General features: G+C 62.0%; 25 protein-coding genes. 13 read left to right on the top strand and 12 right to left on the bottom strand.

What is annotated here, in order from left to right; genetic code table 11:
- The first annotated feature begins 175 nt into the window (after positions 1-175).
- Positions 176-940, top strand: coding sequence for a peroxide stress protein YaaA (yaaA, locus tag Q0Z71_RS02385; protein WP_298017706.1), 765 nt, complete (start codon positions 176-178; stop codon positions 938-940).
- On the top strand, positions 940-1,767 hold the full coding sequence (locus Q0Z71_RS02380) for an RNA methyltransferase (protein ID WP_298017703.1): 828 nt from the start codon (positions 940-942) through the stop codon (positions 1,765-1,767). Before yaaA ends, Q0Z71_RS02380 begins: the two co-directional genes overlap by 1 nt.
- An 88-nt stretch (positions 1,768-1,855) precedes the next feature.
- Here Q0Z71_RS02380 and Q0Z71_RS02375 read toward each other — a convergent pair whose 3' ends face one another.
- Positions 1,856-2,242 (bottom strand): metal-dependent transcriptional regulator, encoded by a 387-nt coding sequence (locus tag Q0Z71_RS02375; protein WP_298017700.1) that lies wholly within the window; start codon positions 2,240-2,242, stop codon positions 1,856-1,858.
- Positions 2,243-2,441: 199 nt separating this feature from the next.
- Between Q0Z71_RS02375 and Q0Z71_RS02370 the strand changes: the two genes are divergently transcribed.
- From Q0Z71_RS02370 to Q0Z71_RS02325, 10 genes are all read left to right on the top strand, one after another.
- On the top strand, positions 2,442-2,654 hold the full coding sequence (locus Q0Z71_RS02370) for a FeoA family protein (RefSeq protein ID WP_298017696.1): 213 nt from the start codon (positions 2,442-2,444) through the stop codon (positions 2,652-2,654).
- Positions 2,655-2,696: 42 nt separating this feature from the next.
- Complete coding sequence (locus Q0Z71_RS02365; protein ID WP_298017694.1) at positions 2,697-2,918, top strand: FeoA family protein; 222 nt, start codon at positions 2,697-2,699, stop codon at positions 2,916-2,918.
- A gap of 112 nt (positions 2,919-3,030) precedes the next feature.
- Positions 3,031-5,238, top strand: a complete 2,208-nt coding sequence (gene feoB, locus Q0Z71_RS02360; protein ID WP_298017691.1) for a ferrous iron transport protein B — start codon at positions 3,031-3,033, stop codon at positions 5,236-5,238.
- 26 nt (positions 5,239-5,264) lie between these two features.
- Positions 5,265-5,411, top strand: coding sequence for a FeoB-associated Cys-rich membrane protein (locus Q0Z71_RS02355; RefSeq protein ID WP_363316666.1), 147 nt, complete (start codon positions 5,265-5,267; stop codon positions 5,409-5,411).
- 80 nt (positions 5,412-5,491) lie between these two features.
- A complete protein-coding gene (locus tag Q0Z71_RS02350) occupies positions 5,492-5,851 on the top strand; it encodes a metal-dependent transcriptional regulator (protein WP_298017689.1) in 360 nt (119 codons plus the stop codon).
- A gap of 150 nt (positions 5,852-6,001) precedes the next feature.
- Positions 6,002-6,148 carry a six-cysteine ranthipeptide SCIFF gene (gene scfA / locus Q0Z71_RS02345; RefSeq protein WP_298017811.1) on the top strand — a complete coding sequence of 49 codons (147 nt, stop codon included), beginning with the start codon at positions 6,002-6,004 and terminating at the stop codon, positions 6,146-6,148.
- Between the two features lie 73 nt (positions 6,149-6,221).
- Positions 6,222-7,610, top strand: coding sequence for a thioether cross-link-forming SCIFF peptide maturase (scfB, locus tag Q0Z71_RS02340; RefSeq protein WP_298017686.1), 1,389 nt, complete (start codon positions 6,222-6,224; stop codon positions 7,608-7,610).
- Positions 7,610-8,956: an amino acid decarboxylase gene (locus tag Q0Z71_RS02335; protein ID WP_298017684.1), complete on the top strand. Its 1,347-nt coding sequence runs from the start codon at positions 7,610-7,612 to the stop codon at positions 8,954-8,956. The genes scfB and Q0Z71_RS02335 overlap by 1 nt, the downstream gene beginning before the upstream one ends.
- Positions 8,956-9,405 (top strand): CYTH domain-containing protein, encoded by a 450-nt coding sequence (locus Q0Z71_RS02330; RefSeq protein ID WP_298017682.1) that lies wholly within the window; start codon positions 8,956-8,958, stop codon positions 9,403-9,405. The genes Q0Z71_RS02335 and Q0Z71_RS02330 overlap by 1 nt, the downstream gene beginning before the upstream one ends.
- A gap of 11 nt (positions 9,406-9,416) precedes the next feature.
- A complete protein-coding gene (locus tag Q0Z71_RS02325) occupies positions 9,417-9,647 on the top strand; it encodes a DUF1653 domain-containing protein (RefSeq protein WP_298017679.1) in 231 nt (76 codons plus the stop codon).
- A 67-nt stretch (positions 9,648-9,714) separates the two neighbouring features.
- Here the strand turns inward: Q0Z71_RS02325 and Q0Z71_RS02320 are convergent, their stop codons facing one another.
- Entirely contained in the window at positions 9,715-10,302 is a 588-nt protein-coding gene (locus tag Q0Z71_RS02320; protein ID WP_298017677.1) for a GDSL-type esterase/lipase family protein, read from the bottom strand.
- A gap of 580 nt (positions 10,303-10,882) precedes the next feature.
- Here Q0Z71_RS02320 and Q0Z71_RS02315 point away from each other — a divergent pair.
- Entirely contained in the window at positions 10,883-11,425 is a 543-nt protein-coding gene (locus Q0Z71_RS02315; protein WP_298017674.1) for a carbonic anhydrase, read from the top strand.
- 38 nt (positions 11,426-11,463) lie between these two features.
- Here Q0Z71_RS02315 and Q0Z71_RS02310 read toward each other — a convergent pair whose 3' ends face one another.
- The 10 genes from Q0Z71_RS02310 to purC form a co-directional block, all read right to left on the bottom strand.
- Entirely contained in the window at positions 11,464-12,291 is an 828-nt protein-coding gene (locus Q0Z71_RS02310) for a TraX family protein (protein ID WP_298017671.1), read from the bottom strand.
- Between the two features lie 435 nt (positions 12,292-12,726).
- Positions 12,727-13,725: a ribokinase gene (gene rbsK, locus Q0Z71_RS02305; protein ID WP_298017669.1), complete on the bottom strand. Its 999-nt coding sequence runs from the start codon at positions 13,723-13,725 to the stop codon at positions 12,727-12,729.
- A gap of 619 nt (positions 13,726-14,344) precedes the next feature.
- The gene (locus Q0Z71_RS02300) at positions 14,345-15,859 is read right to left on the bottom strand and encodes an IMP dehydrogenase (protein ID WP_298017666.1); all 1,515 of its coding nucleotides are present in this window, start codon (positions 15,857-15,859) and stop codon (positions 14,345-14,347) included.
- A gap of 60 nt (positions 15,860-15,919) precedes the next feature.
- Positions 15,920-19,615: a phosphoribosylformylglycinamidine synthase gene (locus Q0Z71_RS02295; protein WP_298017664.1), complete on the bottom strand. Its 3,696-nt coding sequence runs from the start codon at positions 19,613-19,615 to the stop codon at positions 15,920-15,922.
- Positions 19,615-20,898, bottom strand: a complete 1,284-nt coding sequence (purD, locus tag Q0Z71_RS02290) for a phosphoribosylamine--glycine ligase (protein WP_298017662.1) — start codon at positions 20,896-20,898, stop codon at positions 19,615-19,617. The genes Q0Z71_RS02295 and purD overlap by 1 nt, the downstream gene beginning before the upstream one ends.
- A 247-nt stretch (positions 20,899-21,145) precedes the next feature.
- On the bottom strand, positions 21,146-22,324 hold the full coding sequence (locus Q0Z71_RS02285) for a phosphoribosylaminoimidazolecarboxamide formyltransferase (RefSeq protein WP_298017659.1): 1,179 nt from the start codon (positions 22,322-22,324) through the stop codon (positions 21,146-21,148).
- An 11-nt stretch (positions 22,325-22,335) separates the two neighbouring features.
- A complete protein-coding gene (gene purN / locus Q0Z71_RS02280) occupies positions 22,336-22,941 on the bottom strand; it encodes a phosphoribosylglycinamide formyltransferase (RefSeq protein ID WP_298017656.1) in 606 nt (201 codons plus the stop codon).
- Positions 22,935-23,969, bottom strand: coding sequence for a phosphoribosylformylglycinamidine cyclo-ligase (gene purM / locus Q0Z71_RS02275; RefSeq protein WP_298017654.1), 1,035 nt, complete (start codon positions 23,967-23,969; stop codon positions 22,935-22,937). Before purM ends, purN begins: the two co-directional genes overlap by 7 nt.
- A complete protein-coding gene (purF, locus tag Q0Z71_RS02270; RefSeq protein ID WP_298017651.1) occupies positions 23,962-25,476 on the bottom strand; it encodes an amidophosphoribosyltransferase in 1,515 nt (504 codons plus the stop codon). The genes purM and purF overlap by 8 nt, the downstream gene beginning before the upstream one ends.
- Positions 25,466-26,185, bottom strand: coding sequence for a phosphoribosylaminoimidazolesuccinocarboxamide synthase (gene purC / locus Q0Z71_RS02265; protein WP_298017648.1), 720 nt, complete (start codon positions 26,183-26,185; stop codon positions 25,466-25,468). Before purC ends, purF begins: the two co-directional genes overlap by 11 nt.
- Between the last annotated feature and the right edge of the window lie 24 nt (positions 26,186-26,209).

The following is a 26,209-nucleotide window of genomic DNA, read 5'->3' as shown; positions in this document are numbered from 1 at the left end:
TTCCAATACTGCAAGCTGGAGAGATATTCATTCCGGAGAGCCACTTCGCAGCTTTGCAAAGGGCGCTGCGGGAGGCGAACGCCGGACATATCGGAAATTACGGCTGCTGTCTCGCCTGCGGCCCAGCCCCGGCGGAGGAGCGGACCAAAGACTGCCTGCAATGAGGAGGCCAACGATGCGGATCATCATTTCACCGGCGAAAAAAATGAATGTGGATCTGGACAGCTTTGCCGTGGAGAGTCTGCCGCGGTTTATAGGAGAAGCAGAGCGGTTAAAAGCTGTTTTACAGGGCATGTCTCCCAAGGAGCTGCAGACGCTTTGGAGGTGCAGCGACGCCATTGCCGGGCTGAATGTGGAGCGCCTGCGGGAGATGGACCTGCGCCGCCGGCTGACGCCCGCGGTCATGGCTTATGAGGGGATTCAGTACCAATATATGGCGCCGGGAGTCCTTGAGACAGGGCACCTGGATTACATACGGGAGCATCTGCGCATCCTCTCCGGTTTTTACGGCCTGCTGTGTCCCTTTGACGGCGTTGCGCCCTACCGGCTGGAGATGCAGGCGCGGCTGTCCGTGGACGGCGGCAGGGACCTGTACGCCTTCTGGGGCGGAAAGCTGGCGGACCAGCTGGCGGCGGAGACAGGCCTGGTGCTGAACCTGGCCTCCAGGGAGTACAGCCGCGCGGTGGAGCCATACCTGCCGTCATCGGTCCGCTTCCTCACCTGTACCTTTGGGGAGTGGAAGGACGGAAAGCTGGTGGAAAAGGGGACCATGTGCAAAATGGCCCGGGGGCAGATGGTGCGCTGGCTGGCGGAGAACCACATCACGGATCCGGAGAAGCTCCGGGATTTTACGGACCTGGACTACCGCTTTTCCCCGGACCTTTCCCGGGAAAACAATGTCGTATTTATCAAAAGCGCAAGGGGACGAGGAGACGAATGATGCCGAATATCATAGAGCTGACCGATATTTCCGCGCCGGAGCTGGATGTCTTTGCCCGCTTGACGGAAGCGCAGCTGCGCTCCCGGCGGGAGCCGGAGAAGGGCATTTTCATCGCCGAGAGCCCCAAGGTGATCCAGCGGGCTTTGGACGCCGGGTACGAGCCGGTGTCCCTTCTCATGGAGCGCAGACAGATCGAGGGGCAGGCGCGGGAGATCGTGGCCCGCTGCGGGGAGGTCCCGGTCTACACCGCTGACCGCGCCCTGCTGGCGGAGCTGACCGGATACGAGCTGACAAGGGGCGTTCTGTGCGCCATGCGGCGGCCCGCTCTGCCCAGCGTGGAGATGCTGTGCGCCAATACCCGGCGGGTGGCTGTGTTGGAGGGGATCGTGGATTCCACCAACATCGGGGCCATTTTCCGGTCCGCCGCGGCGCTGAACATAGACGCCGTGCTGGTCACGCCCTCCTGCAGCGACCCGCTGTACCGGCGGGCGGTGCGGGTCAGCATGGGCACGGTCTTTCAGGTCCCCTGGACCCGCATCGGAGACGGACCCTCCCAGTGGCCCCATCCGGGCATCGACCGCCTGCGGCGGCTGGGATTCAAGACCGCTGCCATGGCTCTGCGCGATGATTCCGTCAGCATCGAGGACCCCGTTCTCTGCGGGGAGGAAAAGCTGGCCATTGTGCTGGGCACAGAGGGGGACGGACTGGCGGACGGGACCATTGCCGGCTGCGACTATACCGTGCGCATCCCCATGGCCCACCAGGTGGATTCCCTGAATGTGGCGGCTGCCAGTGCGGTGGCGTTCTGGCAGCTGCGGGCCAGATGACCGCACAGACCCCCAAAAACAGAGCGCCGCTTTATGCGGCGCTCTGCTGTTCTTTGATGGAGGTCAGGCTGGAAGGCGGCACACAGGCTCACTCCACCTCGTCGATCAAACGGTGTTCTTTGGCATACGCCACGATCTTATCAAAGGACTCCACGCTGATGTCGTGTTCGATCTTGCAGGCGTCGGCCACAGCGTTTTCCCGGCTGACGCCGAGATGCTCCAAAAACTGGGAGAGAAGGCGGTGGCGGGTATAGATGCGCTGGGCGATCTCGTCGCCCGGCGGCAGCAATGTGATATATCCCTCTGCGTCCATCTCAATATATCCGTTTTCCCGCAGCCGCTTCATGGCAACACTGACACTGGGCTTGGAATGCCCCAGATCCCGCACGATGTCGATGGAACGCACCAGTCCCAGACGCTCCTTGAGAATCAGGATGGACTCCAGATAATCTTCTGCGGATTCGTGAATGTTCATAAACGATTCTCCTTGCTGGCGGTAGTTTTGTATAAGGTTAACACAAACTAACCAAAAATGCAAGAAATTTTTGAAAATGTCTTGACATTTCTGGTTAGTGATGGTAAACTCTTAGACGATTTCAGGGGTTAGATGAAACTAACCCCTGCTTTTGAGGAGAAAGTTAGCGATAGCTAACTTTCGGGGGAGGCGAGTACAGATGATGCCCTTGACAATGGCAAGAACAGGTGAGACTGTCACCATCCGCAGGATCTCCGGAAAGGACGAGGTGCGCCAGCATCTGGCGGAGCTGGGGTTTGTGGTGGACAGCGATGTGACGGTGGTCAGCGAGATCGCCGGGAATCTGATCCTTCAGGTAAAGGAGAGCCGGATCGCCTTAGACAAAAGCATGGCGAACCGCATTATGATCTAGCAGCAAAAATCTGAGATTTCCATATTTTGAGGAGGAGAGAGCATGAAGACATTGAAAGATGTAAAGGTGGGCGAGACCGTCACTGTGACGAAGCTCCACGGGGAGGGTCCTGTGAAGCGCCGGATCATGGACATGGGCATCACCAAGGGCGTGGAGATCTATGTCCGCAAGGTGGCGCCCCTGGGCGACCCCATGGAACTGAATGTGCGGGGCTATGAGCTGTCCGTGCGGAAGGGCGACGCGGAGATGATCGAGGTTGGCTGAAGAGGGGACAGGTCCCCCCTCTGCCGCGGAGAGGCAAACGAAAGGGCGGTCCCGGCCGCCAAATTTTAAATACAAAAGTTAGCCATTGCTAACTTTGGAGAGGAGAAGCATCATGGATATCAAGATCGCGCTGGCAGGCAATCCGAACTGCGGGAAAACCACCCTGTTCAACAGCCTGACCGGTTCCAACCAGTATGTGGGCAACTGGCCCGGCGTCACTGTGGAGAAGAAGGAGGGCAAACTGAAGGGCCACAAGGATGTGGTCATCCAGGACCTGCCCGGCATCTACTCCCTGTCCCCCTACACCCTGGAGGAAGTGGTGGCCCGGAGCTACTTGGTGAACGAGAAGCCCGACGCCATTTTGAACATCGTGGACGGCACCAACATCGAGCGGAACCTGTATCTCACCACCCAGCTGATCGAGCTGGGACTGCCTGTTGTGGTGGCGGTGAACATGATCGACCTGGTCCGCAAGAACGGCGACAGGATTGATCTCCAGAAGCTGGGGGAGGCCTTGGGCTGTGAAGTCGTGGAGATGTCCGCGCTGAAGGGTGAGGGCGGCATGGCGGCGGCCGAGAAGGCCATGGCCATGGCGAAGAGCCGGAAGGCTGGGGAGCTGCCCCATGTGTTCACCGGCAGTGTGGAGCACGCCATTGCCCACATCGAGGAGTCCATCCAGGGCAGGGTGGATGACCAGTATCTCCGCTGGTTTGCCATCAAGATCTTTGAGCGGGATGAGAAGGTGCTGGAGGAGCTGAAGCTGTCCGGCGACCTGGCCGCCCATTTGGAAGAGCACATTGCCGACTGTGAAAAGGAGCTGGATGACGACGCGGAGAGCATCATCACCAACCAGCGCTATGCCTACATCAACGGCGTGGTCACCAGAGCGGTGCGGAAGAAGGCCGCCAAGGGCAGCCTGTCCGTCTCCGACAAGATCGACCAGATCGTCACCAACCGCATCCTGGCTCTGCCTATCTTTGCGGCGGTCATGTTCCTGATCTACGCCATCGCCATGGGCGGCTGGGCCATCTCCATCGGCACCATGGGCACTGACTGGGCCAACGACGTGCTCTTCGGCGAGTGGGTCCCCGGATTGTTCGACAGCATCCTGGGCGCGCTGGGCGTGGCCGAGGGCACCTGGCTGTATGGCCTGATCCAGGACGGCATCGTAGCCGGCGTGGGCGCCGTGTTGGGCTTCGTGCCTCAGATGCTGGTGCTGTTCCTGCTGCTGGCTGTTTTGGAGGACGTGGGCTACATGGCCCGTATCGCCTTCATCATGGACCGCATTTTCCGCCGCTTCGGACTCTCCGGCAAGAGCTTTATCCCCATGCTGGTGGCCACCGGCTGCGGCGTGCCCGGCATCATGGCCTCCCGGACCATTGAGCAGGACCGTGACCGGAAAATGACCATCATGACCACCGGCTTCATTCCCTGCGGCGCCAAGATGCCCATCATCGGCCTGTTCGCGGGCGCTCTGTTCGGCGAGTCCGCTCTGGTCGCCACCTCCGCATACTTCATTGGTGTGGCGGCAGTGATCGTCTCCGGCATTATGTTGAAAAAGTTCAAAGCCTTCGCCGGGGAACCCGCTCCCTTCGTCATGGAGCTGCCCACCTATCACGCACCCTCTGTGGGCAACGTTCTGCGGGCCACCTGGGAGCGGGGCTGGTCCTTCATCAAGCGGGCCGGTACCGTGATCCTGCTCTCCTCCATCGTGCTGTGGTTCCTTCAGGGCTACGGCTTTGTGGACGGTGTGTGGCAGGCGGTGGAGGACAACAACGACTCCCTGCTGGCCTCTATCAGCGGTGCTATCGCCTGGATCTTCTATCCCCTGGGCTGGATCGGCGACTGGGCCTGGAAGGCCGCCGGCGCGACCATTACCGGCCTCATTGCCAAGGAGGAAGTGGTCAACTTCTTCGGCGTGACCTATCACTATGCGGGCGCCGCCGACCTGCTGGAGGACAGCGCTGATCTGTGGCCGCTGATCGCCGCGGACTTCAACGCCATTTCCGCCTACTCCTTTATGATCTTCAACCTGCTGTGCGCCCCCTGCTTCGCCGCCATGGGCGCCATTAAGCGGGAGATGAACAACACCAAGTGGACCCTGGCCGCCATCGGCTACATGTGCGGCTTCGCCTATGTGATCGCCATGATCGTCTATCAGATCGGCGGTCTGATCGCAGGCGTGGCTCCCTTCAGCCTGTGGACCGCCGTTGCCATTGCCGCTTTGGCCGCCCTCATCTATCTGCTGGTCCGCAAGGGCTATCAGCCTGAAAACGACACCCATCACCTGACATCTGTGGCCGCTGCTGCCGCAAAGTAAGCAACGCTTGAAAGGAGGGCACGACGATGCCCGGTATGTTCGGATATGTGATCGTGACCGCGGTCCTGGCCATCGTGGTGGCCCTGGCCGTCCGGTCCCTGTGGAAGGACCACAAGTCCGGCGGACACTGTAACGGAGACTGCTCCAAGTGCGGAAGCTGTCATAAAAAATAAGATCTGACCGGAAGGGGGACGCGGGCTTTGGGAAGCGGCTTGCGTCCCTTTTTCCGGTGATATGAACTGAGGGAGAGACCATGGCAATACTGACTGAGACCCATCTGCGCTATCTGCTGGCGATCTATGACCTGGGCCGGGCCAAGCCGGATGTGGGGGCCGCGGGGATCGCCAAGGCCCTGGGGGTGTCCAGACCGTCCGTCACCCGGATGCTGGGGGTTCTGATGGACCGGGGCCTGCTGGTGCGGGAGCGGTACGGCAAGGTGTATCTGACGGACACGGGCTTTCTGCTGGCAAAGGATTTCAAACGGAAGGTGGAGCAGCTTCGGACACGGATTCCCCGAATGGGCATGGAGCTGGGGGAAGCGGAGCTGCTGGAGGCGGCCTATGCCCTGGCGGCGGCGCTGCCGGACCATGTTTTCGAGAAGGCGGAGGCGTGAGCGCGCATTTTGGGAGAACGGGCTCTGGAGCGCATGATTTTGTTGACTTGCCTATCAAAATATGGTATGATTCTCTCGACAATAAGGCGGCGTCCCCTTTGGCGGACCGCGGCCGGAAAACCAAAATCCAACAGAATGGAGCGATACATGATGAAGAGAATCAAGACCCTGGAGACCCGCAACCTGTGCGAGAGCGCCAAGAAGGGCGGCTGCGGCGAGTGCCAGACTTCCTGCCAGTCTGCTTGCAAGACCAGCTGCGGCGTTGCCAACCAGAAGTGCGAGAACGCCGATAAGTAAGCAAACCGCAATCAAAAAGCTGCCGCCTGTACAGGCGGCACTTTTTATGTGAGAGGAAAGGAATTCGTTTATTATGGTGCATCAGTATCAACTGAACGGCTACAATATCGTGCTGGACACCTGCTCCGGCGCCGTCCATGTGGTGGACGAGGTGGCCTATGACATCATCGCCATGTTCGAGAGCCACACGCAGGAGGAGATCGTCGCCGCGATGCTGGAAAAATATCAGGACCGGGACGATGTGACGGCGGAGGAGCTGCGGGCGTGCATCGGGGACGTGCAGGCCCTGAAGGACGCGGGACAGCTGTTCACGCCGGACACTTTCGCGGACATGGCGGGCACGTTCAAGGAGCGCTCCGGCGACGTGGTGAAGGCGCTGTGCCTCCACGTGGCCCACACCTGCAACCTCAACTGCTCCTACTGCTTTGCCAGTCAGGGCAAGTACCACGGCGACCGCGCCCTCATGAGCTTTGAGGTGGGCAAGCGGGCGCTGGATTTTCTGATCGAGCACTCCGGCACCCGGACGAACCTGGAGGTGGACTTCTTCGGCGGCGAGCCGCTGATGAACTGGGATGTGGTGAAGCAGCTGGTGGAATATGCCCGCACCCAGGAGGAGCCCCACCACAAGAAATTCCGGTTCACCCTGACCACCAACGGAATGCTGATCGACGACGATGTGATCGGCTTCGCCAACCGGGAGATGAGCAATGTGGTGCTGTCCCTGGACGGCCGGAAGGAGATCCACGACCGCCTGCGGGTGGACTACGCCGGGAACGGCAGCTATGACCGCATCGTGCCCAAGTTCCAGAAGCTGGTGGAGGCCCGGGGCGGCAGGAATTACTACATGCGGGGCACCTTCACCCACGCCAACCCCGATTTCACCAACGATGTGTTCCATATGGCGGACCTGGGCTTCACGGAATTGAGCATGGAGCCGGTGGTCTGCGCCCCCGACGACCCGGCGGCCCTGACGCCGGAGGACCTGGAGATTGTGAAGGAGCAGTATGAGATTTTGGCGAAGGACATGCTGCGCCGGGAGCGGGAGGGCAGGCCCATCACCTTCTACCACTACATGCTGGACCTCACCGGCGGCCCCTGCATCTACAAGCGCATCTCCGGCTGCGGCTCCGGCACGGAGTACATGGCGGTCACCCCCTGGGGCGACCTGTACCCCTGCCACCAGTTCGTGGGCGAGGAGGCGTACAAGCTGGGCGATATCTGGAACGGCGTCACCAACACCGCCCTGCGGGATGAGTTCCGCGCCTGCAACGCCTATGCCCGGCCCGAGTGCGCGGACTGCTGGGCCAAGCTGTACTGCTCCGGCGGCTGTGCCGCCAACGCCTACCACGCCACCGGCTCCATCCGGGGCGTCTATGAGGCGGGCTGTGAGCTGTTCCGCAAGCGCATCGAGTGCGCCATCATGATGAAGGCGGCGGAGGAAGCCGCCGAAGAGGAAGCCTGATGGACACGCCCATCGCGGATTTTGTGCGGAGCTATGCCGCGTCCGGCACCGCCAGGCTCCACATGCCGGGCCACAAGGGGAGACCCTTCCTGGGCTGCGAGCCGCTGGATATCACGGAGATCGCGGGGGCCGACGCCCTGTATGAGGCCTCCGGCATCATTGCGGAGAGCCAGCGGAACGCCGCGGCACTGTTCGGCTCCGGGCGGACGCTGTATTCCACGGAGGGCTCCAGCCAGTGCATCCGGGCCATGCTGTATCTGGCGCTGACAGACCGCCCAGCGGGAACTTCCAACGTAGTAGTAGCGGCGCGGAATGTCCATAAGGTGTTCGTATATGCCGCCGCATTACTGGATCTCGCCGTGGTCTGGCTGTGGCCGGAGGGAGGGAGCGCCTCTATCTGCGGCTGTCCCGTGTCCGCTGAAACATTGGAAAAGACACTGGAGACACTCTCTGCGCCGCCTGCCGCCGTATATGTCACCAGTCCGGACTATCTGGGCGGCATGACAGATCTGGCGGCGCTGGCGGATGTCTGCCGCCGTTACGGCACTGTGCTGGCTGTGGACAATGCCCACGGCGCCTATCTGCACTTCCGGAGACAGCCGCTCCACCCCCTGGATCTGGGAGCGGATATCTGCTGTGACTCTGCCCATAAGACCCTGCCCGTTCTCACAGGCGGCGCCTATCTGCAGATCGGGAAAAACGCCCCGGAGGGATTCCGGGAGCACGCAAAGGCCGCCATGGCCCTGTTTGGCTCCACCAGTCCCTCCTATCTGACGCTGGCGTCCCTGGACCTGTGCAACCGCTATCTGGCGGAGGGGTATCGGGAGCGGCTGTCCCGGATATCCGTGGAGCTGAACAGGCTCCGAAAACGGCTTTCCGACAGCGGCTGGAAGGTGCTGGCCACAGACCCCCTGCGGCTGACCATCGCCGCTTCGGCGGGATCGACTGGAATTGCGCTGGCAGAGCGCCTGCGGCGCGGCGGCGTGGAGTGCGAGTACGCGGACCGGGAATTCCTGGTGCTAATGGCGACGCCGGAAAACAGCCCGGAGGACCTGGAACGCATAGCCATGGTCCTTGGAGAAAATCACGAACGCCATGCACCGCTGGTCCCGCTGCCTCTTGCGGCTGGAGAGCAGGTCCTGTCCATCCGGCAGGCGTTGTTCGCCCCCCATGAGACGGTACCGGCGGAGGAGGCGCTGGGCCGCGTCTGCGGCGCGCCCACGGTGTCCTGCCCGCCGGCCGTCCCCATCGCGGTCTCCGGAGAGCGCATCGGACGGGAGGCGGTGGAGCTGTTCCGGCGCTATGGCGTGGAACAGGTGGATGTTGTGCGGGAATCGAGGCAGTGATGGAGATCGAACGAAAATTTACAGTGAAGCGCCTGCCGGAGGACTTGGAGCAGTTCCCCAAGAAGCGCTTGGAACAGGCATATCTGTGCACCGCACCGGTGGTGCGGGTGCGGCGCAGCAATGACACATATTGGCTGACATACAAGGGTGTGGGGCTGCTGGCACGGGAGGAGCATGAGTTCCCCTTGACGGAGGAGGCGTACAGGCACCTTCTGTCCAAGGCGGACGGCCTGGTCATCGTCAAGACGCGCTATTGCATCCCCTATGCCGGATATACCATAGAACTGGATGTCTTTGCGCCGCCTCTGGCGCCGCTGGTGGCGGCGGAGGTGGAATTTCCCACGGAGGCGGAGGCCGCCGCCTTCCAGCCGCCGGAATGGTTCGATCGGGAGGTCACCTATGATCCGGCGTACAGCAACTCCAATTTGAGCCGCCGCAGACCGGATTGAGGAGGAACGTCATGGAACATGAGAGCATCCGCCCGGGCCGTTATCGCCATTTTAAGGGCAGGGAGTATGAGGTCTTGTACACCGCTACCCATTCAGAGACCCTGGAGCCCATGGTGGTATACCGCGCGTTATATGGGGAGCGGGGCATCTGGGTGCGTCCGGCCTCCATGTGGAACGAGACCGTCACCCGGGACGGGGTGACATACCAGCGGTTCACGTATATCGGCGGGGACACGGAGTGATCCCACAGAGAGACCAGCGCGCACTGCATCCGCAGTGCGCGCTGGCTCTTTTCGCGCTTATGATGGTTCAGGGGCGTTCCGGACCGCAGGTATTCTCCAGCACCGTCCGCATTCGGGCGGCAAAGGTCTGGTGTCCTGCCTCTGAAAAGTGCACGCCGTCAAAGAGAAGTTCCACGTTCCAGGGGCCTGCGTCGGCAAACCGAATGCCCAGCCGCCGCGCCAGCGGCTCATAGGCTGTTCCCAGCTTGGCGGACTCCGTTAGGACCCGCTCCTCCATGACCCAGGCGCCGGGCCTCATGGGCGGCGGCGCGATCAGCAGGAGGGGATATTGCTCCGACAGGCGGCGCAGAAAGGACTCCATGCGTCCGGCAATGTCCGCGGCGGTGAGGCGCGGGTTTTGGAGCAGGTCGTTGTCTCCCAGCATGACCGCCAGCAGGTCCAGGGGCCCGGCACCTGCCAAAAGCCGCTCTGCCTGCGCCAGTTCCGAAGCCCGGCGGGGGATCTCCCGTCCATTCTGCCCGGCGTTCAGGACCTCCCACCCGGTGGACGCTGCCAGCACATCCGTCCAGCGGATGTCCGCCGGATAGCGGTCTCCCAGATAGGAGCAGGGATCATAGCCATAGGTGTTGGAGTCCCCAAAGCATAACAGCCGCATATAAAACGAGCCTCCTTAACGCTGATACGGATATTGTATCGTCCATGAACTTGAAAAAACGCACGTTTTTTTCAAGCGGGCAATATCCGCTGTGCGTAGAGCGCACAGCGGTTGACGATGAAATTCCAATCAAGGCCGCGGTCCGCGGCCTGTCACAGCGCATATGCGCTGTGACACTTGAAAAGTGAATTGATCACGTTTCAAGTGATTTGATTATAGCACATCCGGCGGAAAAACGCAGCGGAGAAGAGAGAAAAATCATTTGCACGGTTCTGGATGATCCCACAGAAAAGCGGGTGCTTTTGAGTGCGACAGAAACGGCGTTTCATTGGCAGGCGATTCGCCTCTTGGAAACTGGAGCATGGCGTGTCAATTGCAAGGCATCCGCCTCACGGATCTGCTGACTTCCGGTCGATCAGGCAGGTTCCTCCTGAGACACCCGATTTGTTTTCAGCAATTTTCCATTACCTCGGCGGACGGTAAAAAAATAAGCGCATATCAGGGCAAACGATGAAAGGGGCGTTGAATTTTGCCGGCGGATACGGTATCATAGAGTCAAAAACAGGAAAGGAAAATGACTATGATTGACCAGATGCTGGCCTATAACCGGGAGTTTGTCAAAAGCGGAGAATACAAAAAATTTGCTACCAGTAAATACCCCGATAAAAAAATCGCCATCCTGACCTGCATGGACACCCGCCTGGTGGAGCTGCTTCCCGCGGCGCTGGGCATCAAGAACGGCGATGTGAAGATGATCAAAAACGCGGGCGGCATGATCACCGGTCCCTTTGACAGCGCGGTGCGGAGCCTGCTGGTAGGCATCATCGAGCTGGGCGTGGAGGAGGTCATGGTCATCGGCCATACGGACTGCGGCGTATCCGGTATCAACGCGGACATGATGATCCGGCATTTGATCCAGCGGGGCGTCTCCCAGGACCACATTGATATGATGCGCTACTGCGGCATCGACTTTGAGGCGTGGCTCCGGGGCTTTGACAGTGTGGAGTCCTCCGTGGAGGAGACTGTGGACCTGCTGCGGAACCATCCGCTGATGCCCAGGGACGTGGTCATCAAGGGCTATGTCATCAACACAGAGACCGGCGAGCTGACGCCGCTGGATTGAGGACAGACAGGCTCTCCCGGAGGGGAGAGCCTGTTTTGTCATGCCAGGGGGGGAAGCAGAAACCCCACCAGGGACAGCACCGCAAAATGGAGCGGGTAGAAGGCGTACATGCCGTACTGAAAGGCTCTGCCGGTCTGTCCCTTCTCTCCGCTGTCCGCCAGCGTCACCAGCATCCCCAGATAATTGCCCAGGACCTTCAAAAGGCAGTTTCGCACCGCCCCGGCGGACTGTTCGGTGACAGCCCACCACACCAGGCCCCACCGGGAGAGCATCACTGCCGGGATGAACAGCAGGGCTTTTTGCCAGCAGGAGAGGTTTCGGGCGAAGTAGTAGACGAAGATCAGGAGGATGTACCCTTTCCCGCCCTCCATGGGGATGCTCCTGCCCAGCACAAGGGCCGCCGCGGCGGCGAGAAGGCCCAGCCAGAGCTTTTGGCGCTGGCGGCAGTGTTCCAATACCGCCAGCGCCGCCAGCCCCAGCGCCAGGGTGAAGAGAATGTTCAGCCCAGTGTCCCGCCAATCCCCGGCGATGCCATAGCACCGCCGCATTTCTGCCAGATCAAAAAGGGTGTAGGGAACCTGGGCGATGACTGCCGTCACCAGCAGGCGGCGGAGGTAGCGCTTGACATCGTGGGTGTAGAGAAAGCCCATGGCGATGCCGTAGACGAAAATGGGCGCCGCCAGACGGCCGATGAACATCAGTCCCAGAGTCAGGTCGTCGATGACCCAGTTCGCCGCTGTCTCCCTCCCAGCGGCCCACAGCGCGTCGGACAGGGGAGAGAACAGCCGGTAGAGCGGAAAAATACGGACAACATGGTCGAAGATCATGCAGGCTGCGGCGAAAAGCTTTAATTGCTTGCGGTCCATGAAAGCGCCTCCTTTTGAAGGAAGCCTATCAGAGGTTTCTTACGAAAAGGCGGACAAAATTCTTACGACTTTCTTACAAAACAGAAAAGCAGCGCCGGAGGCCTCCGGCGCTGCTTTTATTGTATAAATGAAAACCACGGGCTATGCCCGTGGTTCTAAAAAGGCTAAGCCTATGCGGAGAAAAATGAGAAGAAAAGAGACCAAAGAAAGCAACCAGGTTGAGTACAAGCACGAATATAGACATTGGAACTAAATGAAAAGAACCCAAGCAAGAAAAAGTCTCGGAGAGACGAAAAAGACTGCACCCCACCGCCGATAAAAATCGGCAGCAGGGCACAGATGCAGTAGAAATAAAATTCGAAAGCCTTTAGGCTTTGCCAGTAAAAGCCCCTTATAGGGGCGAGTGCAGGCCACCCGTTATACGGGTGGTCCTGACTATTGCAGGATGTCCAGCACGGACAGGTCAAAGCCCTGGTAATCCCGCTCCTTCAACAGAGCGATGACCTCCGCCAGCGTGGGCAGAGAGGGCATGGCCCCCATGCGGGATACCGTGATGGCGGCGGTGTGGCTGGCAAAGGCCAGCGACTCCTCCCGGGAGAGACCCACCGTCAGGCCGACGGACAGGGCGCCCACAAAGGAATCCCCCGCGGCGGTGGGGTCCGCCACATGATTCATATGAACACAGGGCACATAGTGGATGGAATCGCCCTCCACCACGGCGGAGCCATGACCGCCCAGTGTGATGATGACATTCTCCACGCCCTTGGCCCACAGGGCTGCGGCGATCTTTTGCAGGTCATCCCGGCACAGTCCGGTCTCGTCGGCCCGCAGCGGCAGGGCAGTCTCTGTGGAGGCCTCCTGCTCATTAGGGGTCAGATAGGTGACCAGGCTCAAAAGCTCGTCGTCCAGGTCGGTGGCGGGGGCAGGGTTCAGCATCACCGGGACACCGGCCTCCTTGGCCCACCGGGCCACGGTCCGGTTCACCTCCAGCGGGATTTCCAGCTGGAGCAGGACCATATCGTATGTATGGATCTCATCCTTGATCCAGGCGACCTCTTCTGCGGTCAGAGTCAGGTTGGCGCCGGGGATGACCACGATGCGGTTTTGAGCGGTGTGTTCCGTGACTTCCAGAGTCACATGGCCCACGCCGGAGGAGATGCCCCGCCGGACCAGCACATGACTGACATCCACACCGGCGTTCCGGGGCGTTTCCAGCAGCTTTTCTCCAAAAAGGTCGTCGCCCACACAGCCCATCATGGTCACTTCTGCGCCCAAACGGGCACATTGCAGCGCCTGATTAGCGCCTTTGCCGCCGGGGGCCATATGGAAGGACTTTCCATAAACGGTCTGTGCGGCTCTTGGAATGCGCTCCGTGGTGGCGATCACATCCATGACAAAGCTGCCGACAACTAAGATACGAGGCTTTTTATGCATGATTTGATAACTCCTGTTTACAAGTAAACGATTATACAACATGTCTATTATAGAGCTTTTGCCCCAAAATACAAGCCTTTTTGAAAAGTTAAATGATAAACAATTTCTGCCGGAAGCGTTAAAAGACCACAGGAGAGGCCAAGGCGGCACTAGACCGGACAGACTCCACCTGTCCGGTCTATCTTTACAGCAGAACGATGCCCCAAGGAGGTCAGATCGGCTTCTCTGATTACCGCCGTTGGTGGTATCCTTCAGAAGCACATCATGCGCGCCGCCGCACCCCACGGGACAGGTCCCGCGGGGGCCCGCATAGGACCTGACCGGGCAGGCAAAGCCCGCCCGGTTCAAGGTTTTGCCGATGCAAAACACTTGGACGTGCTGACGCACGATGTGGAAGGCGGCGGACTGAACGTACTTTTAGCTTCTCTGATTACCGCCGCTGGTGGTGTCCTTCAGCAATACATCGTGCGCGCCGCCGCACCCCACGGGACAGGTCCCGCGGGGGCCCAGCATAGGATCTGACCGGGCAGGCAAAGCCCGCCCGGTTCAAGGTTTTGCCGATGCAAAACACTTGGACGTGCTGACGCACGATGTGGAAGGCGGCGGACTGAACGTACTTTTAGCTTCTCTGATTACCGCTGTTGGTAGTATCCTTCAGAAGCACATCATGCGCGCCGCCTTCCACGATGGAGACGGAGGAGACCAGCGTCAGCTTGGCCTTCTCCCGCAGCTCGGGGATGGTGAGAGCGCCGCAGTTGCACATGGTGGAGCGGACCTTCGCCAGGGTGGTTGCCATGCCGTCGGACAGGGCGCCGGCATAGGGGACATAGGAATCCACGCCCTCCTCAAAGGAGAGTTTTGCCGCGCCGCCCAGGTCATAGCGCTGCCAGTTCCGGGCGCGGGCGCTGCCCTCGCCCCAGTACTCCTTCATATAGCTGCCGCCGATGAGGACCTTGGCGGAGGGGGATTCGTCGAACCGGGAGAAGTAGCGGCCCAGCATGCAGAAGTCCGCGCCCATGGCCAGGGCCAGGGTGATGTGGTAGTCCTGCACGATGCCGCCGTCAGCGCAGATGGGCACATATACGCCGGTCTCCTCAAAGTACTTGTCCCGCGCCGCCGCCACGTCGATGACGGAGGTGGCTTGGCCGCGGCCGATGCCCTTGGTCTCCCGGGTGATGCAGATGGAGCCGCCGCCGATGCCGATCTTCACGAAGTCGGCGCCCGCGTCCGCCAGGAAGCGAAAGCCCTCGCCGTCCACCACGTTGCCGGCACCCACCTTCACGGTGTCGCCGTAGTGCTGGCGGATCCACTCCAGGCAGCGCTTCTGCCACACGGAGTAGCCCTCGGAGGAGTCCATCACCAGCACGTCCGCTCCGGCTTCCACCAGGGCGGGGACACGCTCGGCGTAGTCCCGGGTGTTGATGCCCGCGCCGACGACATAGCGCTTTTGAGCGTCCAGCAGTTCCAGGGGGTTGCCCTTGTGGGAGTCATAGTCCTTGCGGAACACGAAGCTCACCAGATGGCCGTCTTTGGAGACGATGGGCAGGGCATTGAGCTTCCGGTCCCAGATGATGTCGTTGGCCTCCTTCAGGCTGGTGCCCTCGGGGGCGTAGATCAGCTTTTCGATGGGGGTCATGAACTCCGTCACAGGGGTGGCGGGGTCCATGCGGCTGACGCGGTAGTCCCGGCTGGTCACCAGGCCCAGCAGCTTGCCGGTGCCGGTGCCGTCCTCGGTGACGGCCATGGTGGAGTGGCCGGTGCGGTCCTTCAGCGCCAGCACATCCGCCAGCGTGTCGCCCAGGCGCAGGTTGGAGTCGCTGAACACGAAGCCGGCCTTGTAGTTTTTGACCTTGCGGACCATCTCGGCCTGCTGATCGATGGGCTGGGAGACATAGATGAAGGCGATGCCGCCCTCCTTGGCAAGGCCGATGCCCATTTTTTCGCCGGACACGGACTGCATCACGGCGGAGACCATGGGGACATTCATGGTCAGGGGGCACTCCTCACCTTTTTTGAACTTGACCACCGGGGTCTTGAGGGAGACATTTGCGGGGATACAGTTTTCATCGGAATAGCCGGGGACCAGCAGATATTCACTGAAAGTATGAGAGGGTTCACTGAAAAAATATGCCATGCGGCCACCTCATTTCAAAGTATTTTTCCTAGGATACCACAAATTTGCGGAAAAGCAATCTTAAATCGCAAAATAGTCCTTGGCGGATTCAAACAGGTGCAGATCGTAGCTGCCGGGGACGTTTTTGTACAGCGCGGGACCCACGCGCTCGGCGTGGCCCATCTTGCCGAAGACGCGGCCGTCGGGGGAGAGGATGCCCTCCACCGCCCAGGCGGAGCCGTTGGGGTTGAAGTCCACATCCATGGTGGGCGCGCCGTTCAGATCCACATACTGGGTGGCGATCTGCCCGTTTTCCGCCAGCCTTTGGAGCAGCTGGGGAGAGCAGAGGAACCGGCCCTCGCCGTGGGAGATGGGGACGTTCACAATGTCGCCCACCTGCACGCGGGACAGCCAGGGGGAGCGGTTGGAGGCGATGCGGGTGCGGACGATCTTGGACTGGTGGCGGCCGATGACGTTGTAGCTCAGGGTGGGGCAGGTCTCATCGGTGTCGATGATCTCACCATAGGGCACCAGGCCCAGCTTGATGAGGGCCTGGAAGCCGTTGCAGATGCCCAGCATCAGGCCGTCCCGGTTTTTCAGCAGGTCGTGGGTGGCGTCCTTCACCGCCGGATTGCGGAAGAAGGCGGTGATGAACTTGCCGGAGCCGTCCGGCTCGTCGCCGCCGGAGAAGCCGCCGGGGATGAAGATGATCTGGCTCTCGTGAGCGGCCTTGGCAAAGCGCTCCACGGAGTCGGCCACGCCCTGGGCGGACTGGTTGTTCAGCACCAGAATCTCCGGCTCCAGACCGGCCCGGATGGCGGAGCGGGCGCTGTCGTACTCGCAGTTGTTGCCGGGGAAAACGGGGATCAGCACCTTGGGCTTCGCCATGCCGGTCTTGGGGGCGGTGCGGCTCATGGCGGGGGCCTCCAGCACGGGGACGGCCTCCGGCACCGCGGCAGTGCGGTTGGGATAGATGTCCTCCAGCACGCCCTCGTTCAGAGCCAGCAGCTCTTCGATGGGGGCGCTGTCATCGCCGATGGTGACGACAGGCTCGGCGGTGGTGACGCCGATCTTGGCGCACAGGCCGCAGGGATGGACATTGCCGATGTCCTCCGCCAGCTCCGCCACGATGGCGCCCGGACGGGGCGTGTACCACACGTGGCTGCTCTTGCTCAGGGCCTGGAAGCCGACGCGGTTGCCGAAAGACATCTTCATGACCGCCTCGGCCAGCCCTGCCTCCACGGCCCAGGCGGCTTTCACCTTGCCCAGCTCATGGAAACGGGAGAGCTGCTCCCAGACGGCCTGCTGGTTTTCTGCCGTGCCGTCCGACTGGAAGAGATAGACCGGATGGCCTGCCTCCTTGAATTCGGGGGACAGCACGTCGCCCGCTTTGGCAGGGGCGATGGCAAAGGAGATCAGGGTGGGGGGCACGTCCAGATTCAGGAAGGAGCCGGACATGGAGTCCTTGCCGCCGATGGCGGCCACGCCCAGATCCAGCTGCGCATCCAGCGCGCCTAAGAGGGCGGAGAAGGGCTTGCCCCAGCGCTTGGGGTCGTCTCGGAGCTTTTCAAAATACTCCTGGAAGGTCAGGTAGGCCTGGTGGCAGTCGCATCCGGCGGCCGCCAGCTTGGCGAGGGAGACGGTGACGGCGTCGTATGCGCCTTGGTATGGATCGGCGCTCATGGCCTCCGGATCAAAGCCCCAGGCCATGACGGAGCAGTCCTCCGTCTCCTGGCCCGGCAGGACGGGCAGCAGCGCCGCCATCACCTGGGCGGGGGTCCGCTGATATTTGCCGCCGAAGGGCATCAGAACGCTGCCCGCGCCGATGGTGGCGTCGAACCGCTCTGCAAGACCCCGGCGGGAGGCGCATTGCAGGCTGGCGGCCATCTCCCGCAGGGAGGTAACGACCGTGGGAGCGGTCTTGGAGGGAGCCTCCACAGCCACGGGGGTGTGCTTGTCCGCGCCGTTGGTGTCCAGGAAGGCCCGGGAGAGGTCCACGATGGTGTTCCCGTTCCACTTCATGACCATCCGGGGACTCTCCGTGACCACGGCCACCTGATAGGCCTCCAGATTCTCCCTTTCCGCGGCGGCGATGAATGCGGCGGCGTTTTCGGGGGCCACCACCACGGCCATGCGCTCCTGGGATTCAGAGATGGCAAGCTCTGTGCCGTCCAGGCCCTCGTATTTCTTCCGCACGGCGTCCAGACTGATCTCCAGGCCGTCGGCCAGCTCGCCGATGGCGACGCTGACGCCGCCCGCGCCGAAGTCGTTGCAGCGCTTGATGAGCTTTGTCACATTGCCGTCCCGGAACAGCCGCTGGATCTTCCGCTCCTCGGGGGCATTGCCCTTCTGGACCTCGGAGGCCATGGTGGTCAGGGACTTGCGGTTGTGGCTCTTGGAGGAGCCGGTGGCGCCGCCGATGCCGTCCCGGCCGGTGCGGCCGCCCAGCAGGATCACCACGTCGCCGGGGGCGGGGCGTTCCCGCACCACGTTTTCAGCCGGAGCAGCGCCTACCACGGCACCCACCTCCAGGTGCTTGGCGATGTAGCCGGGGTGATAGATCTCAGAGACGATGCCGGTGGCAAGGCCGATCTGGTTGCCGTAGGAGGAGTAACCGGCCGCGGCGGTCTGGGCCAGCTTGCGCTGGGGCAGCTTGCCGGGGATGGTCTTGCTGACCGGCGTGCGGGGGTCGCCGCAGCCGGTGACCCGCATGGCCTGATACACGTAGGCCCGGCCGGACAGGGGGTCCCGGATGCAGCCGCCGATGCAGGTGGCCGCGCCGCCGAAGGGCTCGATCTCCGTGGGGTGGTTGTGGGTCTCGTTTTTGAACATCAGCAGCCAGTCCTGCTCCTCGCCGTCCACCGTGGCGGTGACATGGATGGAGCAGGCGTTGATCTCCTCGCTCTGATCGATATTTGTGAGCAGGCCCCGCTTTTTCAGCACCTTTGCGCCGATGGTGGCGATGTCCATCAGAGTCTGGGGGCGGACAGCGGCTTTTTCTCTGCCGTAGACCTCCTCCCGGGCGGCCAGATACCGCTCATAGGCGGCCTTTGTCTCCCCGTCCAAGATCTCCACGGAGTCGATATGGGTGGAGAAGGTGGTGTGGCGGCAGTGGTCGGACCAGTAGGTGTCCACCACCCGGATCTCCGTGATGGTGGGGTCCCGGTGCTCGTCGTCCCGGAAGTGGGCCTGGAGGAATTTCAGGTCGTCCAGGTCCATGGCAAGCCCCAGCCTGTCCAGCAGGGCGGAGAGGGCCGCCTCGTCCAAAGCGGTAAAGCCGGAGACAGTCTCCACAGTGGTGGGGATGTCGTACTCCATTTTCAGGGTGTCCACGGTCTCCAGTCCGGCCTCCCGGGCCTCCACGGGGTTGATGACGTAGTGCTTGATCCTGTCCACTTCAGCGGGGGTCAGCTCGCCGGAGAGGAGATAGACCTTGGCGGTGCGGACGGCGGGGCGGTCCCCCTGGGTCATCAGCTGGATGCACTGGCTGGCGGAATCCGCCCGCTGGTCGAACTGGCCGGGGAGGTATTCCACGGCAAAGGCGGTGTAGTCCCCGGCAGGAAGGGCGGCGGTGGCGTCGTCCACCTGGGGCTCGGAGAACACCGTCTGCACGGCCCGGTAGAAGGTGGCGTCGTCCAGGCCCTCCACATCGTAGCGGTTGATGAGCCGCAGGCCGGTGAGGGCGGAGATGCCCAGCAGGGAGCGCAGCTCGTTCAGAAGTCCCGCGGCCTCCTGCCGCAGGGCGGGCTTTTTCTCAACATAAATGCGTCTAACCATCACTGTTCCTCCATTGCGGCCAGCGCCCGCCGGCCGATGTCATGGCGCAGATATCTGCCCTCAAAATCCACGGTCCCGGCGGCGGCATAGGCGTCCGCCAAGGCCTCCTTCAGGGTGGGAGCCGTGGCGGTGACGCCCAGCACCCGGCCGCCGCTGGTGACCAGGCGGCCCTCACTGTCCAGCTTGTCGCCGGCATGATAGAGGGTGACGTTGGCGGGGGTGCTTGCCGGGAGGGTCATCACCTTGCCCTTTTCATAGTGGGTGGGGTAGCCGCCGGAGGCCAGGATGACACAGGCGGCGGCGCTGTCGGACCACTCGACCTCCAGGTCCGCCAGGGTCTCATGCTCCACGGCCTCCATGATGGTCAGCAGGTCGGTTTTCAGCAGGGGCAGAACCACCTGGGTCTCGGGGTCGCCGAAGCGGCAGTTGTACTCAATGACCTTGGGGCCGTCGGGGGTGATCATCAGGCCGAAGTACAGGCAGCCCTTGAAGGGGCAGCCCTCCACCCGCATGGCCGCCAGGGTGGGCAGGAAGATGGTGTCCATGCACGTCTGGGCAACCTCGGCGGTGTAATAGGGGTTGGGGGCCACGGTGCCCATGCCGCCGGTGTTCAGACCGGTGTCGCCGTCTCCGGCCCGCTTGTGGTCCATGGAGGACACCATGGGGCGGATGGCGGTGCCGTCGGTAAAGGCCAGCACGCTGACCTCCGGGCCGGTGAGGAATTCCTCAATGACGATCTCGTTGCCGGAGTCGCCGAAGGCCTTGTCCTCCATGATCGTTTTGACGGCGGCCTCCGCCTCGGCAAGATCCTGGGGGATCAGCACGCCCTTGCCCAGAGCCAGGCCGTCGGCCTTGATGACGATGGGGAAGGAGGCACTTTTCAGGTATTCCAGCGCCGCCTTGGGGTCGCTGAAGACCTCATAGCCGGCGGTGGGGATACCGTATTTTTTCATCAGGTTTTTGGAAAAGACCTTGCTGGCCTCGATGCGGGCGGCCTTGGCGTCCGGGCCGAAGCAGGGGATGCCCGCCTCGTGGAGCCGGTCCACGCAGCCCAGGGCCAGGGGATCGTCCGGCGCCACCACCGCAAAATCGATGGCGTGGGATTTGGCAAAGTCCACGATGGCGGGGATGTCCTTGGCGCCGATCTCCGGGACGCAAACGGCGTCCTGGGCGATGCCGCCGTTGCCCGGCAGGGCGTAGATGGTCTCCACCTCGGGATTTTCCTTGAGTTTCTTAATGATCGCGTGTTCGCGGCCGCCGCCGCCAACGACGAGTAGCTTCATAGCAAACCATCCTTTCTATCTTGCTGCAGCATGACAGTTCCTCCCATTCGATACATTCCGGCCTTTTTGGAACGCGGAAAAAGGACAGAGCGCGATCCATGGCCAACGCAGATGGAAGGATCTGGTGTCCAGCGGTCTCACTTTGCCCGCCGCTGACGAGGATGGCGGGACAGGGATATCCCCCCTCCTCCGGGGAGCAACAGGAACAGGAGCCGGTATTGCTGCTGATCTCCATAAGGCGTACTCCTTAGTGATGGAAAAGACGCATCCCCGTAAAGCACATGGTCATGCCGTATTTATTTGCCGTAGCGATGACATGGTCGTCCCGGATGCTTCCGCCCGGCTCCGCGATGTACTGCACGCCGCTCTTTCTGGCCCGCTCCACATTGTCGCCGAAGGGGAAGAAGGCGTCGGAGCCCACGGTGACGCCGGACTGGGTAGCGATCCAGGCCTTTTTCTCCTCGGCGGTCAGCACGTCCGGCTTGACCTTGAAGGTGTTCTGCCACACGCCGTCGGCCAGGATGTCCTCATATTCGTCGGAGGTGTAGATGTCGATGGCGTTGTCCCGGTCGGGGCGGCGGATGTTGTCCACAAATTGCAGGCCCAGGACCTTGGGATGCTGCCGCAGATACCAGTTGTCCGCCTTCTGGCCCGCCAGGCGGGTGCAGTGGATGCGGCTCTGCTGGCCCGCGCCCACGCCGATGGCCTGGCCGTCCTTCACATAGCAGACGGAGTTGGACTGGGTGTATTTCAGGGTGATGAGGGAGACGATCATATCGATCTTAGCCTGTTGGGGCAGGTCGTGGTTCTCGGTGACGATATTTTCCAGCAGCGCCTCGTTGATGGCAAAGTTGTTCCGGCCCTGCTGGAAGGTGATGCCGAACACGTCCTTGTACTCCTGGGGCGCGGGCACGTAATCGGGGTCGATCTGTACCACGTTGTAGTTGCCCTTCTTCTTGGTTTTCAGAATTTCCAGGGCCTCCTCGGTGTAGCCGGGGGCGATGACGCCGTCGGAGACTTCATATTTCAGGTAATTGGCGGTGGCGGCGTCGCACACGTCGGAGAGGGCCGCCCAGTCGCCGTAGGAGCACAGGCGGTCGGCCCCCCGTGCCCGGATGTAGGCGCAGGCGATGGGGGACAGCTCGGCAACCTCCTCCACAAAATAGATCTTCCGGTCAGTCTCGCTCAGGGGCAGGCCCACGGCGGCGCCGGCGGGGGAGACGTGCTTGAAAGAGGCGGCGGAGGGCAGGCCGGTGGCGGCTTTCAGCTCCCGGACCAGCTGCCAGGAGTTGAAGGCGTCCAGGAAGTTGATGTAGCCGGGCTTGCCGTTCAGCACCGCGATGGGCAGGTCGGAGCCGTCTCTCATAAAGATGCGGGAGGGCTTTTGGTTGGGGTTGCAGCCGTATTTCAATTCCAATTCGTTCATGAAAAAACTCCTCAGCTTTCTGTGATTTGTTTGCAGACCAGTTCCGTGGCTTGGGGCAGCAGGACCCATTCCGCCTGCTCCATCACCCGGCGCTGGAGGGTCTCCGCCGTGTCCTCCGGCAGGATGTCCACTGCCTTTTGCAGCAGGATGCGGCCGCCGTCGGGGATCTCGTTTACCAGATGGACGGTGGCGCCGGTGACCTTCACGCCCTTTTCCAAAGCGGCCTCATGGACCTTCAGGCCGTACATCCCCTTGCCGCAGAAGGAGGGGATCAGGGAGGGGTGGACGTTGAGGATGCGCTGGGGCCACTGCTTGACAAAGCGCTCGGAGAGAATGGACAGGAACCCGGCCAGGACGATGACGTCCACCTGGTATTCCGCCAGCTTCCGGGAGATGCCGGCCTCGAACGCCTCCTGGCTCATCTGTTTTCTGGGAACGGCCACGCCGGGGACGCCGTGGTTTTCCGCCCGCTTCAGGGCATAGGCGGTCTCATTGCTGGCGACCACCAGTACGATCTCCCCATGGGGGATGGCGCCGGACTCCTGGGCGTTCAGCAGCGCCTCCAGGTTGGTGCCGCCGCCGGAGACAAAAACGGCGATTCTGGCTTTTCTCAGCATAGCGTCACCCGCTCGCCGCTCTTCACGATCTCGCCGATGACATAGGCGCCGCAGCCCTCCGCCTTCAGCGCGGCCAGAGCCTTGTCCGCGTCCTCCTTCGCCACGATGACGGTCATGCCCACGCCCATGTTGTAGGTGTTGAACATGTCGTGCTCGGGGATGCGGCCCTGCCGCTGGAGCATGTGGAAGATGGGCGGTGTCTGGATGGCGGCCTTCTCGATTTTGGCGGTGAGGCCCTCCGCCAGGCAGCGGGGGATGTTCTCAAAGAAGCCGCCGCCGGTGATATGGCTGATCCCCTTGACGGCGGCAGCCTCGATGCAGGCGAGAACGGGCTTCACATAGATGACCGTGGGCTCCAGCAGCGCCTCGCCCAGGGTGCGGCCCAGCTCGTCGCAGTGGAGGTTCAGATTGGCGTGCTCCACATTGAAGACCTTCCGCACCAGGGAGAAGCCGTTGGAGTGGATGCCGGAGGAGGGCAGGGCCAGGATCACGTCCCCGGCCTTCATGGCGCTGTGGTCGATGACCTTGGGCTTGTCCACCAGACCCACGGAAAAGCCCGCCAGGTCATAGTCGTCGGCGGCCATGGTGCCGGGGTGCTCGGCGGTCTCGCCGCCGATGAGGGCGCAGCCCGCCTGGACGCAGCCCTCCGCCACGCCGGAGACCAGGGTGGCGACCTTTTCCGGCTCGTTTTTGCCCAGGGCGATGTAATCCAGGAAAAACAGGGGCTTCGCGCCGCAGCAGATGATGTCGTTGACGCACATGGCCACGCAGTCGATGCCCACGGTGTCATGCTTGTCCAGCAGCTGGGCGATGCGGATCTTGGTACCCACGCCGTCGGTGCCGGAGACCAGCACCGGATTGGTCATGCCCTTCATATCCGGGGCAAACAGGCCGCCGAAGCCGCCGATGTCGGACACCACGCCAGGGATCATGGTACGGGCGACGTGCTCCTTCATCAGGCGCACGCCCTCATAGCCGGCCTCGATATTGACGCCGGCCTCCCGATAGCTGTCAGAAAAACTACGCATGTTGCTCTCTCTTCCTTTCGCTGATCTTGCACTCAAAGCGGTCCTTGCCGCCGTCCTGGGGGATGGCGGTGGGATAGCCGCCGCCGAAGCAGGCGGTGCAGAAACCGCATTCTGTATTGTCCGCCAGCTTCACCACGTCGTTCAGGCTCAGGTAGCCCAGGGAGTCCACGCCGATGATCTCGGCGATCTCCTCCACGGTGTGGTGGGTGGCGATCAGTTTGCTGGGGTCGTCGATGTCGGTGCCGTAGTAGCAGGCCGCCACGAAGGGCGGCGCGCTGACCCGCATGTGGATCTCCCTGGCCCCCGCCCTGCGCAGCAGGTCGATGGTGCGGCGGCAGGTGGTGCCCCGGACGATGGAGTCATCGATCAGGACCACCCGCTTGCCCTCCACCACGGAGCGGATGGGGTTCAGCTTGATGTTGACCTCGTTCTCCCGCATGGCCTGGGTGGGGGAGATGAAGGTCCGGCCGATGTACTTGTTTTTGATAAAGCCCATGCCGTAGGGAATGCCGGACTGACGGGCATAGCCCATGGCGGCGTCCAGGCCGGAATCCGGCACGCCCACCACGATATCCGCCTGGACGGGGTGCTCCAGCGCCAGAAAGGCGCCGGCCCGCTGCCGGGCGGTGTGGACGCTGCTGCCGTCGATGACGGAGTCAGGCCGGGCAAAGTAGATGAACTCAAAGACACAGAGCTTTTTCGGCGCTCTGCCGCAGTGGCTGGTGTCGGACCTGACACCGTTTTTGTCCGCCACCACGATCTCGCCGGGCAGGATGTCCCGCTCAAACCTGGCGCCGATGGCGTCCAGGGCACAGGACTCGGAGGCGAACACCACGGAGCCGTCCTTCAGCCTGCCCATGCACAGGGGCCGGAAGCCGTTGGGGTCCCGGACGGCGATGAGCTTGCTGGGGGAGGAGATGACCAGGGAGTAGGCCCCCACGATGCGGTCCATGGCGGCGGATACGGCGGCCTCGATGGAGGGGGCCTTCAGCCGCTCCTGGACGATGATGTAGGCGATGACCTCGGAATCCGTGGTGGTGTGAAAGATGGAGCCCTGGCTTTCCAGCTCCGAGCGCAGGGCCAGGGAGTTGGTCAAATTGCCGTTGTGAGCCAGGGCTATCCGTCCCTTGTAGTGGTTCACCACAATGGGCTGGACGTTCCGCTTGTTGTCAGAGCCGGTAGTGCCGTAGCGCACATGGCCCACGGCGATATGCCCGGTGCCCAGGGCGGACAGCCGCTCCGGGGGGAACACCTCGCTGACCAGGCCCACGTCCCGGTAGGAGGAGAACATGCCGTCGTCGTTCACCACGATGCCCGCGCTCTCCTGCCCCCGGTGCTGCAGAGCGTAGAGGGCGTAGTAGGCCAGGGAGGCCACGTCGGCGGGGGACTCCGAATAAACGCCGAACACGCCGCATTCCTCGTGAATGTGGCGCTTTGGAATAGAAAGACCGGCCGGGACCGCCTCTCCGTTGAGACGGTCCGCCGGAGTCTTTTCTTTAGTCAGCATCGTGGTCCAGGAGGCGCTTCATGATCTCGGCATAGGCGTCCTCAACGCCGCCCATGTCCCGGCGGAAGCGGTCCTTGTCCAGCTTTTCATGGGTCTTGGAATCCCACAGGCGGCAGGTGTCGGGGCTGATCTCGTCGGCCAGCACGATGGTGCCGTCGCTCAGCTTACCGAATTCCAGCTTGAAGTCCACCAGGGTCACGCCGCACTCAGCCCAGAAGGCCTTCAGCACGTCGTTGACAGCGAAGGAGTACTTCTTGATGAGCTCGATCTCCTCGGAGGTGGCCAGCTTCAGGGCGATGGCGTGATAGGCGTTCAGCAGGGGGTCGTCCAGCTCGTCGCACTTGTAGGAGAACTCAATGGTGGGCTGGTCGAACACGATGCCCTCCTCCACGCCGTAGCGGGAGGCGAAGTGACCGGCGGAGATGTTGCGGACGATGACCTCCAGGGGGACGATGGAGACCTTCTTCACCAGGGTCTCCCGCTCGCTCAGCTCCTTGACGAAGTGGGTGGGGATGCCGGCCTTCTCCATCTTGACCATCAGGCGGTTTGTCATCTGGTTGTTGATGACGCCCTTGCCCACGATGGTGCCCTTCTTGGCGCCGTTGAAAGCGGTGGCGTCGTCCTTGTAGTCCACGATGAACAGCTCGGGGTCGTCGGTCTTAAAGACCTTCTTGGCCTTGCCCTCGTAGACCTGCTCTAACTTCTGCATGATGTTTGTCCTCCTATGTCGTAA

It is taken from the genome of uncultured Dysosmobacter sp. (genome assembly GCF_947631635.1).
GTDB lineage: Bacteria > Bacillota > Clostridia > Oscillospirales > Oscillospiraceae > Oscillibacter.
This window is presented reverse-complemented; position numbering and strand designations above follow the sequence as displayed.